Source organism: Ferrovibrio xuzhouensis, assembly GCF_042648965.1.
Lineage (GTDB): Bacteria > Pseudomonadota > Alphaproteobacteria > Ferrovibrionales > Ferrovibrionaceae > Ferrovibrio > Ferrovibrio xuzhouensis.
Genome location: NZ_JBHRYJ010000005.1, coordinates 244,052 through 258,254 on the forward strand (window position 1 = coordinate 244,052; position 14,203 = coordinate 258,254).

11 protein-coding genes are annotated in these 14,203 nt (G+C 67.8%); 3 read left to right on the top strand and 8 right to left on the bottom strand.

Going from position 1 to position 14,203, the window contains the following annotated elements; translation table 11 throughout:
• Positions 1 to 23: 23 nt before the first annotated feature.
• Entirely contained in the window at positions 24 to 380 is a 357-nt protein-coding gene (locus tag ACFOOQ_RS19835) for a DUF1127 domain-containing protein (protein WP_379729415.1), read from the bottom strand.
• Positions 381 to 574: 194 nt separating this feature from the next.
• On the opposite strand from ACFOOQ_RS19835, the gene ACFOOQ_RS19840 reads away from it, so the two are divergent.
• Positions 575 to 2,578: an aminopeptidase P family protein gene (locus ACFOOQ_RS19840; protein ID WP_379729416.1), complete on the top strand. Its 2,004-nt coding sequence runs from the start codon at positions 575 to 577 to the stop codon at positions 2,576 to 2,578.
• Positions 2,579 to 2,706: 128 nt separating this feature from the next.
• On the top strand, positions 2,707 to 3,408 hold the full coding sequence (locus ACFOOQ_RS19845) for a ribonuclease activity regulator RraA (protein WP_379729418.1): 702 nt from the start codon (positions 2,707 to 2,709) through the stop codon (positions 3,406 to 3,408).
• 9 nt (positions 3,409 to 3,417) lie between these two features.
• Here the strand turns inward: ACFOOQ_RS19845 and ACFOOQ_RS19850 are convergent, their stop codons facing one another.
• The 4 genes from ACFOOQ_RS19850 to ACFOOQ_RS19865 all read right to left on the bottom strand — a co-directional run bounded on the left by ACFOOQ_RS19850 (position 3,418) and on the right by ACFOOQ_RS19865 (position 8,821).
• Positions 3,418 to 4,110, bottom strand: a complete 693-nt coding sequence (locus tag ACFOOQ_RS19850) for a 3'-5' exonuclease (protein WP_379729419.1) — start codon at positions 4,108 to 4,110, stop codon at positions 3,418 to 3,420.
• A 4-nt stretch (positions 4,111 to 4,114) separates the two neighbouring features.
• Entirely contained in the window at positions 4,115 to 6,220 is a 2,106-nt protein-coding gene (gene ligA / locus ACFOOQ_RS19855; RefSeq protein WP_379729420.1) for an NAD-dependent DNA ligase LigA, read from the bottom strand.
• 2 nt (positions 6,221 to 6,222) lie between these two features.
• Positions 6,223 to 7,908 (bottom strand): DNA repair protein RecN, encoded by a 1,686-nt coding sequence (recN, locus tag ACFOOQ_RS19860; protein ID WP_379729422.1) that lies wholly within the window; start codon positions 7,906 to 7,908, stop codon positions 6,223 to 6,225.
• Between the two features lie 61 nt (positions 7,909 to 7,969).
• Positions 7,970 to 8,821 carry an outer membrane protein assembly factor BamD gene (locus ACFOOQ_RS19865; RefSeq protein WP_379729424.1) on the bottom strand — a complete coding sequence of 284 codons (852 nt, stop codon included), beginning with the start codon at positions 8,819 to 8,821 and terminating at the stop codon, positions 7,970 to 7,972.
• 543 nt (positions 8,822 to 9,364) lie between these two features.
• Between ACFOOQ_RS19865 and ACFOOQ_RS19870 the strand changes: the two genes are divergently transcribed.
• A complete protein-coding gene (locus ACFOOQ_RS19870; RefSeq protein ID WP_379729425.1) occupies positions 9,365 to 9,778 on the top strand; it encodes a helix-turn-helix domain-containing protein in 414 nt (137 codons plus the stop codon).
• A 167-nt stretch (positions 9,779 to 9,945) separates the two neighbouring features.
• On the opposite strand, the gene lpxC is transcribed toward ACFOOQ_RS19870, so the two are convergent.
• The 3 genes from lpxC to ftsA all read right to left on the bottom strand — a co-directional run bounded on the left by lpxC (position 9,946) and on the right by ftsA (position 14,186).
• A complete protein-coding gene (gene lpxC, locus ACFOOQ_RS19875; protein ID WP_379729426.1) occupies positions 9,946 to 10,902 on the bottom strand; it encodes a UDP-3-O-acyl-N-acetylglucosamine deacetylase in 957 nt (318 codons plus the stop codon).
• A 173-nt stretch (positions 10,903 to 11,075) separates the two neighbouring features.
• Positions 11,076 to 12,824, bottom strand: coding sequence for a cell division protein FtsZ (gene ftsZ / locus ACFOOQ_RS19880; RefSeq protein WP_379729428.1), 1,749 nt, complete (start codon positions 12,822 to 12,824; stop codon positions 11,076 to 11,078).
• A 120-nt stretch (positions 12,825 to 12,944) separates the two neighbouring features.
• On the bottom strand, positions 12,945 to 14,186 hold the full coding sequence (gene ftsA, locus ACFOOQ_RS19885; RefSeq protein WP_379729429.1) for a cell division protein FtsA: 1,242 nt from the start codon (positions 14,184 to 14,186) through the stop codon (positions 12,945 to 12,947).
• Positions 14,187 to 14,203 lie beyond the last annotated feature (17 nt).

Consider the following 14,203-nt stretch of genomic DNA (forward strand, 5'->3'; position numbering starts at 1 on the left):
GGAACTCGTAAAACGCGAAAGGCTTAGGCCGCGCGCGGCGCCAGGCGGATGACCTGGGCGTCGACGGCATTCTCGTTGACCGCACCGGCGAACGGGCGCTCGATCAGGCCGGCCACGGCGGCCGGGATCTGCGAGCGGCTCAGGCCGATGTCGCGGAGCATCTGGTCATCGAGGGCATTCAGCTCCTCGACGGCACGACGCTGCTGCTGACGGGCCTTGAAACGCACGGCAAGGGTCTTCAGATTGGCCACGCCGGTACGGACCAGCTTGGCAACGGCTTCAGCGCGGATACGACGCGCATAAGCCTCGATCTCGGCGGCGCTCAGCGGCGCCAGATTCGCCGGGATGGCATAAACGGTCTCGTTGCGCAGGGTGTTCATTTCAGTCTCCATTGCGGGCCGGGCTTGTCTCTGTGCATCGCGGCCACGGGTGGAATATTGCACCGCACCCTATAAAAAACAATGGGTTAGCCTTGAATGTTTCCCCACGCAGCATTGCAGAAAACGCATAGCTAGGCATGGACACTTTTTGACATCGGCCGCATTATCTTATTGAGTCAGCAAAAGGTTCTCCGATGACACTGCACCAGCCGGACCTTGCCGCCCTGCCCGCCGACCTCGCCGGATTCCTCCGCGGGATCGCCGCGGCGCCGCCGGCCTTCGGTCAATTTCCGGGCATCGGCCTGCTGCCGCGCGACCTGCCGGTGCCGGCGGCGCAGATCCAGGAAATGGTGTCCGGGCTGGCGGCGCAGTTCGCCGCCGCCATCGAGGACCGCACGGCGGTGGCCGGTCGCCTCGAGTCGCTGCGGGCCGAGCTGGCGCGGCAGGACCTCGCCGGCTTCATCGTGCCGCTGACCGACGAATACCAGAGCGAATATGTGCCGCTGCGCGCCCAGCGGCTCAGCTGGCTGACCGGCTTCACCGGTTCGGCCGGGCTGGCCATCGTGCTGCGCGACCGCGCCGCGATCTGGAGCGACGGCCGCTATACCCTGCAGCTGCAGCAGCAGGTCGATGGTGCCCTGTTCGAGCGCCGCCATATCAGCGACGAGCCGCCGGCCGACTGGCTGAAATCCACCCTGCGCCATGGCGAGCGGCTCGGCTGCGATCCCTGGCTGCATACCGAGGACGGCCTGCGCCGGCTGGCGGCGGCCTGCGAGGCGGCCGGTGCCGTGCTGGCCCCGGTCGAGCGCAACCTGATCGACGCGGTCTGGACCGACCAGCCGCCGCCGCCGCTCGGGCCGGTCATCGCACAGGACGAGGCGCTAACCGGCCGCAGCGCCGCCGACAAGCGCGCCCAGCTGGCCGAGAACCTGCAGGGCCGCGGCGCCGACGCCGTGGTGCTGACCCTGCCGGAATCGATTGCCTGGCTGCTCAACATCCGCGGCAGCGACGTGCCGCATACCCCGCTGCCGCTGTCGATGGCGATGGTCGACCGCGACGGCGGCGTCGACCTGTTCATCGACGGCCGCAAGCTCGGCGCCGACGTGCGCCGGCATCTCGCCGACGTGCGGCTGCATGAGCCGGCCGGCTTCGATGCTGCGCTCGATACGCTGGGCCGCGCAAAAAAGACCGTACAGATCGATCCGGCCACCAGCGGCGCCTATCTGGCCCGCCGGCTGACCGCCGCCGGCGCCACGCTGATGCGCTGCGAGGACCCCTGCCTGCTGCCCAAGGCCTGCAAGACCGCCGCCGAACTCGACGGCAGCCGGGCGGCGCATCGCCGCGACGGCGCCGCGGTCAGCCGCTTCCTCGCCTGGCTCGATGCCACCGCGCCGCAGGGCGGCGTCGACGAACTCGGCGCCGCCGCCAGGCTCGAAGGCTTCCGCCGGCTCGACAATTCGTTGCGCGACCTCTCGTTTACCACCATCTCGGGCGCCGGGCCGAATGGTGCCGTGGTGCATTACCGCGTCACGGCAGAGACCAACCGCAAGCTGGAGCAGGGCACACTCTATCTGGTCGATTCCGGCGGCCAGTATCCCGACGGCACCACCGACATCACCCGCACGGTTTTCATCGCGGGGGGTGCCATCGGCCTGCCCTCGCCCGAGATGCGCGACCGCTTCACCCGCGTGCTCAAGGGGCATATCGCGCTGGCCCGCGCGCGTTTCCCCGAAGGCACCTCGGGCCAACAGCTCGATGCCTTGGCGCGGCATGTCCTGTGGGAGGTCGGCCTCGACTACGACCACGGCACCGGCCATGGCGTCGGCAGCTATCTCTCGGTGCACGAAGGCCCGCAGCGCATCGCCAAGCTCGGCAGCCCGATCGCGCTCAAGCCCGGCATGATCATCTCCAACGAGCCCGGCTACTACAAGACCGGTGCCTATGGTATCCGCATCGAGAACCTGGTCGCCGTGCGCGTCGAGACCGAGCAGGCCGAAAACGGCAAGCGCTGGCTCGGGTTCGAGACCATCACCCGCGCGCCGCTCGACCAGCGGCTGATCGACCTCACCCTGCTGACGCCGCAGGAGGTCGGCTGGATCGACGCCTATCACGCGCTGGTCTGGCAGGATGTCGCACCGCAGGTCGACGAGGCGACACGCGCCTGGCTGAAGCAGGCGACGGCGCCGTTAGGCGCATAAGAAGCCCGCTCCGTTAGGGGCATAAATCTCTTCCTGTTTGCGCCGGATCAAACGATCACGGATCTGCAGCTTGCCAGCGGCCCCGTGGCGGTCCTAGCCTGCTGCCGCGGCAGGAGGAGGCCGCCCTGATGCTTGATACCCGGATCAAATCGGCGCTGGAACTGGTCACCACCGCCACGCTGACCACCGTGCTGCTCAAGAAAGGCCTGCGCAATGTCTGGCTGCGCGGCGCGAGGCCGCTGACGCCGCAGGACAGGCGCATCGTCGGCGAGGCCTTCACGCTCCGCTTCGTGCCGGCGCGCGAGGATCTGGCGACGCCGGCAAGCTGGGCCTCGCCGAAATCGACCCGCGGCGCCATCGAGGCGATGCCGGATGGCTGCATCGCCGTGGTCGATGCCATGGGCGTGAAGGACGCCGGCATCTTCGGCGACATCCTCTGCGCCCGCATGAAGAAGAAGAACGTCGCCGCCCTGGTGACCGACGGCGTGGTGCGCGACCTCGCCGGCGTGCTGGGCACTGGCCTGCCGGTCTGGTGCGACGGCGCCGCGGCGCCGCCCAGCGTCGCCGGGCTCACCTTCGTCGACTGGCAGCAGCCGATCGGCTGCGGCGGCGTCGCCGTCTTCCCCGGCGACGTGATCGTGCTGGACACCGATGGCGCGGTGCTGATCCCGCAGGCGCTGGTCGCCGAGGTCACCGCGGAAGCCGTCGAGCAGGAGCGGCTGGAAACCTGGATCATGGGCGAGGTCGAGAAAGGCACCGCCCTGCCCGGCCTCTACCCGCCCAATGCCGAAACGAAAGCGCGCTATGAAGCGGAAGTAAAGAAGGGCTGACGCCGCGCCTTATCGCTGCCGCAACCACGCCGGCAGGCGCTGGCGGCGGAAGGCGGCCCGGCGCTGCGACGCGCTGGTGCAGGGTTCGTGATAGCCCGGCTCCAGTTTTCCGGCCTGGATGCCAAGCCGCGGCAGCAGGTCGTCGAACCCCGCAGCACCACTCTCGGCCATGGCGCCGAGCGCAATGCCGGCGCAGGCCGCCGCGTCGCTGTCGGCGGCATGATGGTCGAGGTCGAGACCGAGATGGCCGGCCACCGTCGGCAGCTTGTGGTCCGGCAGATCCGGCCATTGCGCACGGGCGATCTTCACCGTGCAGAGAAAACGCAAACTCGGCCAGGGCAGGCCATAGGCGGTGAGTACATCGCGCAGCACGCCGATATCGAAGGGCGCGTTATGGGCCAGCAGCAGCGGGGTGGCTTCCAGATGCGGCAGCAGCTCGTCCCAGATGCCGGGGAATTCCGGCTCATGCTCGACGTCATGGGGCTGGATGCCGTGGATGGCGATGTTCATGGGCGCGAAGCGCATGTCGCGCGGCCGTACCAGCCGGTGCGCCCTATGGGTGACGCGGCCTGCGCCGCCGATCCAGGCGAGGCCAATGGAACAGACCGCGCCGGGCGCGGCACTCGCCGTCTCGAAATCCAGTGCAATCGCTGTCGTGCCGGTCGTCTCGGCGAGGTCGGGAATTGGCCGTTCGGTCAGCATGGCGTCAGCCGCCGATCAGGGCGAGCCAGTCGTCCTCGCTCAGCACCGCCACGCCGTGCTTCTGGGCCTCGGCCAGCTTGCTGCCGGCGCCGGGGCCGGCGACGACATAGTCGGTCTTCTTCGAGACCGAGCCGGCCACCTTGGCGCCCAGGCTGAGGGCGCGGGCCTTGGCCTCGTCGCGGGTGAATTTCTCGAGACTGCCGGTGAACACCACGGTCTTGCCGGCCACGGCGGAATCCTGCGCCGGCCGCGCCGGCGGCACCACGTCCTTCAGTTCCTTCAGCAGGTGTTCGATCACCGCGCGGCTGTGCCTGCGCGTGGTGAAGGTGACGATGGCGTGGGCCACCACGTCGCCCATCTTGTCGATGCCGATGAGATCGTCCCAGGCCTCGCCTTCGCGGTCCTTTGCCGCATCCATGGCGTCGAGCCAGCTGCGCACGTCCGGGTAATGCAGGGCGACCAGTCGCGCCCGCTCCTGCCCGACATGGCGGATGCCGAGTGCATGGATGAAGCGGTCGAAGCCGATGGTCCGCCGTTCCTCGATGGCGCGCATCAGGTTGTTCACCGAGGTGTCGCCGTAACCGTCCTTCTTCAGCAGGTCGGGCACATGCTTGTTCAGGCGGAAGATATCGGCGGGCTCCTTCAGCCAGCCGAATTCGTAGAAGGCGGCGATCTGCTTCTCGCCCAGCCCCTCGATGTCGAAGGCGCTGCGCGAGACGAAATGGCGCAACCCCTCCATCAGCTGGGCCGGGCAGGTGACGCTGCCGGTGCAGCGGCGCACCACATCCGCCTCGCCGGATTTCGGATCGGTCTCGCGCTCGGCCGGGGCGCCGCAGACGGGACATTTGTCCGGAAACTGAAACGGGACAAATTCCGGTTTCCGCTTTTCCATCACTACACTGACAACCTGCGGAATGACATCGCCGGCGCGTTGCACGATCACCGTATCGCCGACACGCACGTCCTTGCGGGCGATCTCGTCCTCGTTATGCAGGGTGGCGTTGGAGACCAGCACACCGCCGACATTGACCGGTTTCAGCTTGGCCACGGGCGTCAGCGCACCGGTACGGCCGACCTGGATGTCGATCTTCTCGAGAATGGTCTGCGCCTGTTCGGCGGGGAACTTGTGGGCGATAGCCCAGCGCGGGCTGCGGCTGACGAAGCCGAGCCGTTCCTGCCAGTCGAGCCGGTCGACCTTGTAGACCACGCCGTCGATGTCGAACGGCAAGGTGGCGCGCCGCGCGGCGATGTCGCGATAATAGGCGAGCAGGTCTTCGGCGCTGTGGCAGACCGTCACCGGGCTGTTGAGCGTGAAGCCCCAGTGTTCGAGGCGATCCCGGCATTCCAGCATGGTCCGGCCGAGCGGCGCGGAAATCTCGCCCCAGTAATAGCCGAAAAAGCGCAGCGGCCGTTTCGCGGTGATGGATGAATCGAGCTGGCGCAGGCTGCCGGCGGCGGCATTGCGCGGATTGGCGAAGATCTTGCCCCCCGCCTCCTCCTGCGCCCCGTTCAGCTTCAGGAAGTCGGTGCGGGTCATATAGACCTCGCCACGCACTTCCAGCACGTCGGGCCAGCCCTTGCCGTGCAGCCTGTGCGGCACGCCGTGTTTCAGGGTGCGGATATTCGCCGTGACATCCTCGCCCTCCTGGCCGTCGCCGCGGGTGGCGGCGCGCACCAGTTCGCCGTTCTCGTAGCGCAAGGACGCCGACAGGCCGTCGATCTTCGGCTCGGCGATCAGCGTCAGCTCGTCATCGATCTTCAGGTTGAGGAAGCGGCGGATGCGGCCGAGGAAATCTGCCACCTCATCGTCGGCAAAGGCATTGTCGAGCGACAACATCGGCTTTGCATGCTTCACCTTGGCGAAGCCCGCCGCCGGCGCCGCGCCGACCCGGCTGGAAACGCCGCCGAGCGTGGCGAGATCGGGGAACTGGTCCTCGATCTCCAGCAGGCGACGTTTCAGGGCGTCGTAATCGGCATCCGAAACACTGGGGGCGTCTTCCTGGTGGTAGCGCCTGTCATGCGCGGCGATCTCTTCCTCCAGGCGGGCATGCTCAAGCTTCGCCTGCCTGGGACTGAGATCGGCCACCGGTTTCGCACGCTGCCGGCTCATGGTCAGGCCTCGTGGCCGGCCAGCAGGCTGTCGGCGGCGGCGCGCGCGGCCTCGGTGATGGTGGCACCGGCCAGCATGCGGGCGATTTCCTCGCGGCGGTCCGGTGCGTCCAGTGGCGCCACCTCGGTCAGCGTGGTGCGGTTCTTCGCCGGGCCGGTCTCGCGCTTGGCGATGCGCCAGTGCTGGCCGCCCTTGGCGGCGACCTGCGGCGAATGGGTGACCACCAGCACCTGCACCTGCCCGGCCAGCCGCGCCAGCCGCTCGCCGACTGCCGCCGCGGTGGCGCCGCCGACGCCGCGGTCGACCTCGTCGAAGATCAGCGTGCCGGCCGAACCGCGGCCGGCCAGCACGACACGCAGCGCCAGCATGAAGCGGCTGAGCTCGCCGCCCGAGGCGATTTTGGCCAGCGAGCCCGGCGCGGTGCCGGGATTGGTGGCAGCGAGGAACTGCACGCGGTCGGCGCCCTCGGCGCTCCATTGCTCGGGCGGCAGCGCCTCGACCGAAGTCGAGAATTTCGCTGCGCCGAGCTTCAACGGCGCGAGTTCGCCAGCCACCGCCTTGTCGAGTTTCGCCGCCGCCTTGCGCCGGGCCGCCGAGATCGACCCGGCCTTCGCCTCGTAGGCGGCGCGCGCCTCGGCGACTGCCTTCTCCAGCTTGCCGAGCGCGGCGGTCTGGTTGTCGATCAGCGCCAGCCGCTCGGCATAGCGTTCGGCCAGTGCGGCGAGATCATCGACGGGAACATTATGCTTGCGGGCGGCACCACGCAGCGCGAACAGCCGCTCTTCCACGCGCTCCAGCCGGTTCGGATCGAGATCAAGCTCGCGGGCGGTGGTATCGAGTGCGACCGCCAGTTCGCCGGCCTGCAGCAGCACCTGGTCGGCCTGGGCGATCAGCGCATCGAGCCGGCCGCCGGCCCGCTCGGCCACCCGTTCCAGCGCGCGCAGACAGGCGCGCAGGCGCGCATCGACGCCGCCGCCCTGCTCCAGCGCGCCCTGCGCCTCCTGCATCGCCACGGCCAATTTCTCACCGGCCTGCAGCAGGCTGCGCTGCTGCGCCAGCTCCGGTTCCTCGCCCGGCTGCGGCTTCAGTGCCTCGAGTTCGGTCGTCACATGGCGCAGGAAATCCTCTTCGCGGGCGGCCTGCTCGGCCGTCTGCCGCGCCCCGGCGAGCGCGGCTTCCGCCGCCCGCATCGCCTGGTGGGCGCCGCGCAGGCTCGCCACCTCGCCCTCCAGCCCGGCGTAATCGTCGAGCAAGGCGCGGTGGATGGTGGCGTCGGTCAGCCCCTGCTCGTCATTCTGGCCGTGGATCTCGACCAGCGTGTCGCCGATCCGCCGCAGCAGGGCGACGCTGGCCGGCTGGTCATTGATGAAGGCGCGGCTCTTGCCGTCGGCGCCGACCACGCGGCGCAGCACCAGTTCATCGCCGGCCTCGTCCATGGCCTGTTCGGCCAGGATGGCACGCGCGGGATGTTTCGCCGGCAGGTCGAAGGCGGCGCTGACCACGCCCTGGGCCGCACCGCTGCGCACCAGGCCGGCATCGGCGCGGCGGCCGAGCGCCAGGCCCAGCGCATCCAGCAGGATCGACTTGCCGGCGCCGGTCTCGCCGGTCAGCACGCCAAGCCCCGCCGCGCAGGCAAGGTCGAGGCGTTCGATCAGGACGATGTCGCGGATGCTCAGGTTGGTCAGCATGGCGGGTGGATCGGCTTCAGAGCCGGGCGGCGCCCGCAGGATCGGCTGCGCCGCATGGCGGTCAGAAGACGGAGTGCCAGGTACGGCCGATCCAGCCTTCTTTCTGCTTCTGCTCGTCGCTGGAGGCGACTTTCTGGCCGGTCAGCAGGCTGTAGGTGTCGGCGTACCATTCGCTGCCCGGGTAATTGTAGCCGAGCACGGCGGCAACATTCTGCGCCTCGTCGAGCACGCCGAGCGACAGATAGGCCTCGGTCAGGCGGTGCAGCGCTTCCGGCACCTGAGTCGTGGTCTGGTATTTCTCGATCACGGTGCGGAAACGGTTGATGGCGGCGATATACAGGCCCTGGTGCAGGTAGTAGCGGCCGATAGCCATTTCCTTGCCGGCCAGGTGATCGTTGGTCAGATCGATCTTGAGGCGGGCGTCGCGGGCATATTCGCTGGTCGGATAGCGGCGCACCACTTCCTGCAGCGCGTCGAGCGCCTGCTGGGTGATCTTCTGGTCGCGGCCGACATCGGTGATCTGTTCGTAATAGCAGATGGCGATCAGGTAATAGGCGTAGGGCGCATCCTTGTTGCCCGGATGCAGCTGCAGGAAGCGCTGCGCCGCCGAGACCGCGTCGGTGTATTTGTTCTGCTGGTAATAGGCGTAGGCCCCCATGATCTCGGCCTTGGTCGCCCAGACCGAATAGGGATGCTGGCGCTCGACCTCGTCGAAGCCCTTGGCGGCGGCTTCCCAGTTATAGGCCGCCACGGCGTTCATCGCCCCGTTATAGAGGTCCTCGACCGGTCGCTCGACATAGGGCGCCTCGGTCTTGCCGCAGGCTGCCAGCACCACCGTCAGGAGAATGGCGGCAGCGGCCCGTCGGAAATTGTTAACGGCGGCCGGGGAATCCGGTGTGGCGAGCTTCGGCATGGGCGGATTCTGTCGCATGGCCCCCCGCCAAAATCAAGCTCGGGCGCGGCTATTCCCCAGTAAACCCTCGCAATTCTTACGCCTTTCGAACTATGACGCGGCTAATAATCCTACCTGCATCCCATTTGCAGTTTTCCGGCCAAAACGCCGACCTATACTTCTGAACGATTTTCCAGCCGGCTATATTCGCGTATTAGAGGTATAGGTGTCTCACAGGTCATGGTTCCTTTCAGGGAAAATCCCGCAAGGCGAGTAGCTGCCGGCCCCCACAAAGAATTGTGACACCCGGAAGAGATGTTCGGACGTTGTGATTGTTAGTACACATGCTTCTTGTCCGGTGCCGTAAGATTTTGTGAGATTCCATATCCCAACCGGGATGTCGGCCTCCAGTCAGGGCCGGCCGGATGGGACAGGCGGCAGGCCACGCCCTCACGGGGTGCATAAGAATGCATCCGGAGCAACGACAGGTCGCTTGAGACTGCCGAATTAATGATGGCCGCCCATGGGGGCGGCCACGGAGAGCTTCGCCAAGGGGTGCCACCAATGGGAAAGATTGCCACGCGCGTTGACGAGTATGTCGGAGAGCGGATTCGGTCGCGTCGCACCGAGCTGGGCCTGACCCAGGAGGAGCTGGCGAACTCGCTGAAGATTTCCTACCAGCAGGTCCAGAAGTACGAGACCGGCGCCAACCGCGTCAGCGCCGGCCGCCTGTTCGAGATCGCCCAGCGCCTGCATGTCGACATGGCCTACTTCTTCGACGGCCTCAAGGACACGGTGGAGAGCAAGCCGATGGAGCATGGCGGCAAGAACCGCTCGACCATCGAGCTGGTGCGCAACTTCAGCGACATCGAGGATACCACGATCCGCTCGGCGGTCGCCGGCCTGATCAAGAGCATCGCCAGCCGCTACAAGGACGAGGAGACCGGCGAAGCCGGCCTCGCCGCCCCGGGCAACTGAGATACGGAATGCGGACCGTGCCGCCGGCCATCAGGCCGGCGGGCGGCTTCGGCGTCCAGCGCCGCCGGTCAGCAGACCGGCGGCGTTTTTTTGTCCGCCGCGGCCTGATCAGCGCATAAAAAAAGCCCCGCCGCAGCGGGGCTTTTCTGCAGTGAAATAGGCTGCGGTCAGTGCGCGGCGTCGGCCACGGCCGGACGCAGGCCGGTGCCGATATCGGCGGCCGGCAGGACACGGGCGGCGTCGCGGGCCTTGGCATGGGTGGTCCAGGCAAAGGCGCTCTGGTCGGCAAACAGCGCCTGCAGCAGCTTGTTGTTCAGCGCATGGCCCGAGCGGCGGCCGTCGTAGCGGCCGATGATCGGCGCGCCGGTCAGATACAGGTCGCCCAGCGCGTCGAGGATCTTGTGACGCACGAACTCGTCTTCGTAGCGCAGACCGTCGTCATTGAGGATGCGGTCATGACCAAGCACCACGGCATTCTCCAGCGATCCGCCGCGGGCGAGGCCCAGCGAACGCAGATGCTCGACCTCCTGCACGAAACCGAAGGTGCGGGCGCGGGCGATATCGGCCTTGAAGCGGCCCGGCTCAAGCTGGAAGGCGGCGCTCTGGCGACCGATCATCTGGTTGGCGAACTCGATCTCGAAATCGATCGCGAAGCCCTCGGCCGGCAGCAGGGCGGCGCTTGCCTCGCCGTCGCGGACCTCGACCTTCTTGAGGATCCTGAGATAGCGGCGCGGCGCGACCTGCTCGATCAGGTCGGCGCATTCGATCAGGAACACGAAGGGCGCGGAGGAACCGTCCATCACCGGCACTTCCGGGCCATCGACATCGATCAGCACGTTGTCGACGCCCATGCCGGCGAGCGCGGCCATCAGATGCTCGACAGTGCCGACCGAGATGCCCTCGCCGGCGGCGACCGTGGTGCACAGGCGCAGGTCGGTGACCTTGTCATAGCGCGCCTGGATCAGCGGCTGGCCCGGCAGGTCGGTGCGGCGGAACACCACTCCGGTATCCGGCGCGGCCGGGTTCAGCACCATATGGACCATGGCGCCGCTGTGCAGGCCGATGCCCGAGCACTTGATGCGGTTCTTCAGGGTCTTCTGGGCGATCTTGCCGGAATGGGCCACGCGGGAACTCCTTACAATCGCGGCCGGCTGAAAACGAATCGGCGCCGTCCGCACAAACAAAAACCGGGGATGGTTGTACCAACCACCCCCGGCAACAACAAATCACTCTCTGTTTCTAACTGTAACGTCGCCGGCATGGGATAAACCCTTATGCCGGCGACGTTAATTACCCCTTAATTGGCCTGGCGGCGGAGGAAGGCCGGGATGTCCAGAAGGTCATCCTGGGGCCGGTTCGGCGCGGGTGCCGCAGCGGTCGGCAGCAACCCCAGATCGGCCTGGCGCGGGACTTCCGGCGCGACCGGCGCCGGGACTGCGACAGAGGCCGGGGGCGCCATCGGTGCCGGAGCCGCCTGGCGGGCGAACTGCGGCTCGTGCTGACGGGCCGGCTGGGCCTCGGCCTCACGGCCGCGGGCGCCGGTGATGCGCTCGAACAGGCCGATCTTCTTCCGCGGCTCGGCCGGCCGGTTGACCATGTCGGCTTCCGCGAAGGGATCCGGCTGACGGACCTCGGCGACCGGCATGCGCGGCGGCAGCGGCTGGGCCGGCTGCGGCACGAAATGGCCGGCAGCCGCCACCTCGGCCGCGAACGGACGCGGCGACTGGACGCCGGCCGGGGCCATCACCGCCTCGAAGTCGACCACCGGAGCGGCGGCAACCGCCACGGCCGGTTCGGCAACCGGTTCCGCCAGCGGCGCCTGCAGAGCGGCGGGCAGCACGCCCGGCGCCGGCAGATCAGCCATCGGCTGTACCATCGGGGCAGGCTGCGCCTGCATGACCGGCTGCGGCATGGCCAGCGCGGTGGCGCCGGCACTGACCGGGCCCTGCTGCGGCATGGCGACCTGGGCGGCCGTGGCCGGGCGGGTGGCCTGGCCGGCGCCAAAGTTGACCGGCTTGGCCTGCGGCGGGGTGACCAGACGCAGGGCCGGCGTGGCCAGCGGCTTCTGCTCGGCCTGGGCGGCGGCATCGATGCCGGTGGCGACCACGGAAACCCGCATGCGGCCTTCCATGTTCGCGTCCAGGGTCGAGCCGACGATGATGTTGGCCTCGGGGTCGACTTCCTCACGGATGCGGTTGGCCGCCTCGTCGACCTCGAACAGGGTCAGGTCGGGGCCGCCGGTGATGTTGATCAGCACGCCGCGGGCACCCTTCATCGAGATGTCGTCGAGCAGCGGGTTGGCGATCGCACGCTCGGCCGCCTCGATGGCACGATGATCGCCATCGGCCTCGCCGGTGCCCATCATCGCCTTGCCCATCTCGCTCATCACCGAACGGACGTCGGCGAAGTCGAGGTTGATCAGGCCCGGCATGACCATCAGGTCGGTGATGCCGCGCACGCCCGACTGCAGGACGTTGTCGGCCATCTTGAAGGCATCCGCGAAGGTGGTCTTCTCGTTGGCGACCCGGAACAGGTTCTGGTTCGGGATGATGATCAGGGTGTCGACGTATTCCTGCAGCTCGCGGATGCCGGCCTCGGCCAGCCGCATGCGCTGGCTGCCCTCGAACGAGAACGGCTTGGTCACGACACCAACCGTAAGGATACCCATCTCCTTGGCGGCCCGGGCGATCACCGGCGCGGCCCCGGTACCGGTGCCGCCGCCCATGCCGGCAGCGACGAAGGCCATGTGGCTGCCCTGCAGGTGCTCGACGATCTGCTCGATCGATTCCTCCGCCGCGGCCCGGCCGACATCCGGCTTGGCGCCGCAGCCGAGGCCCTGCGTCAGCGAGACGCCGAGCTGGATGCGCCGCTCGGTCAGCGACATGTTGATCGCCTGGGCGTCGGTATTGGCGGCGACGAATTCGACGCCTTCGAGCTGGGCGTTGATCATGTTGTTGACGGCGTTGCCACCGGCCCCGCCCACGCCGAAGACGACGATGCGGGGCTTCAGTTCCCGCGTGGTCGGCATGCTAAGATTGATACCCATGTTCTCCTCCAGGGTTAACCATTGCAATGACCAAAGTCGCTACGCGATGCAAGCGACCTTTCGAAAACCGCATGGATGCTGATCATTTCGATCATCGTCTTTGACGTCATTTCCACACGATCAAAAATTCGCACGCAGCCAGCGGCCGATTCGCGCGACAGCACTGTTCGGTGCCGGTTCGGGTTCGGGCAGACGGATCATGCGCTCCGCCCCCTGTTGCTGCGCATATGAGAGAAGTCCGGCGCAGGCCGAGAAGGCCGGACCGCCGGTTGCCTCGGCCAGTCCGCCCACACGGATGGGGCGGCCGAGCCGGACCTGCTTGTCGAGGATACGGGCCGAGAGTTCGCGCACGCCCTGCAGCTGGCAGGCGCCGCCGGTCAGCACGACGCGGCGGCCGGCCAGCTTCTCGAATCCGGACTGCGCGAGTCGTTCGCGGACCTGCTCGATGGTCTCTTCGAGTCGCGGCTTGATGATGCCGGTCAGGATCGAGCGCGGCACCTGGTTATGGGCATGCTCGTCGGTCTCGCCGACCTGGGGGACGTCGATGGTCTCGGTATCGTCCGACGGGCTCGGCAGCACGGTGCCATAGAGGGTCTTCAGCCGCTCGGCATGGGCCAGCGGCGTGGACAGCCCGCGGGCGATGTCGTTGGTGACATGGGCACCGCCCAGCGGCACCACGTCCACATGCACGAGCTGGCCGTCGTAGAACACCGCCAGGCTGGTGGTGCCGCCGCCCATGTCGATCAGGGTGACGCCGAGGTCCATCTCGTCCTCGACCAGACAGGCAAGCCCGGCGGCGAACGGCGCCACCACCCGGCCAGCGATGCGCAGGTGACCGCGGGCAACGCAGGTCGACAGGTTGCGCAACGGGCCGGCGCCTGCGGTGATGATATGCATGTTGACGCCGAGCCGCTCGCAGGCCATGCCGCGCGGGTCCTTGATGCCGCGCGAGCCGTCGATGGTATAGCCGACCGGGATCGAATGGATGATCTCGCGGTCGCCGGGATGCTCGTGGCGGCGGCCCTGGTCGAGCACCAGGCCGACATCGTGTTCGGTGACCTCGTGGCCGTCGATGGCGACCTCGACGCCGACGGTCAGCGACTGCGGGCTGCCGGCATTGATGCTGACGTAGACGTCGCGGATGGTTTCGCCGCACATCCGCTCGGCGGTTTCCACCGCGGCGCGGATCGACTGCTCGGCGGCATCCATGTCGATCACGTTGCCGCTGCGCAGGCCGCGCGACAGCTGGTGGCCGATCCCGATCACCCTGAGCGTGCCGCCATCGGCCCGCGCGATGAAACAGCACACCTTGGACGACCCGACATCCAGTGCGGCAATCAGTCCGCTGCGCGACACGGCCATGACTCTACTTCCCCTCG

Coding starts and splice junctions, on each gene's coding strand:
- ACFOOQ_RS19835 (WP_379729415.1), bottom strand. CDS start 380: ATGAACACCCTGCGCAACGAGACCGTTTATGCCATCCCGGCGAATCTG.
- ACFOOQ_RS19840 (WP_379729416.1), top strand. CDS start 575: ATGACACTGCACCAGCCGGACCTTGCCGCCCTGCCCGCCGACCTCGCC.
- ACFOOQ_RS19845 (WP_379729418.1), top strand. CDS start 2,707: ATGCTTGATACCCGGATCAAATCGGCGCTGGAACTGGTCACCACCGCC.
- ACFOOQ_RS19850 (WP_379729419.1), bottom strand. CDS start 4,110: ATGCTGACCGAACGGCCAATTCCCGACCTCGCCGAGACGACCGGCACG.
- ligA (WP_379729420.1), bottom strand. CDS start 6,220: ATGAGCCGGCAGCGTGCGAAACCGGTGGCCGATCTCAGTCCCAGGCAG.
- recN (WP_379729422.1), bottom strand. CDS start 7,908: ATGCTGACCAACCTGAGCATCCGCGACATCGTCCTGATCGAACGCCTC.
- ACFOOQ_RS19865 (WP_379729424.1), bottom strand. CDS start 8,821: ATGCCGAAGCTCGCCACACCGGATTCCCCGGCCGCCGTTAACAATTTC.
- ACFOOQ_RS19870 (WP_379729425.1), top strand. CDS start 9,365: ATGGGAAAGATTGCCACGCGCGTTGACGAGTATGTCGGAGAGCGGATT.
- ftsZ (WP_379729428.1), bottom strand. CDS start 12,824: ATGGGTATCAATCTTAGCATGCCGACCACGCGGGAACTGAAGCCCCGC.
- ftsA (WP_379729429.1), bottom strand. CDS start 14,186: ATGGCCGTGTCGCGCAGCGGACTGATTGCCGCACTGGATGTCGGGTCG.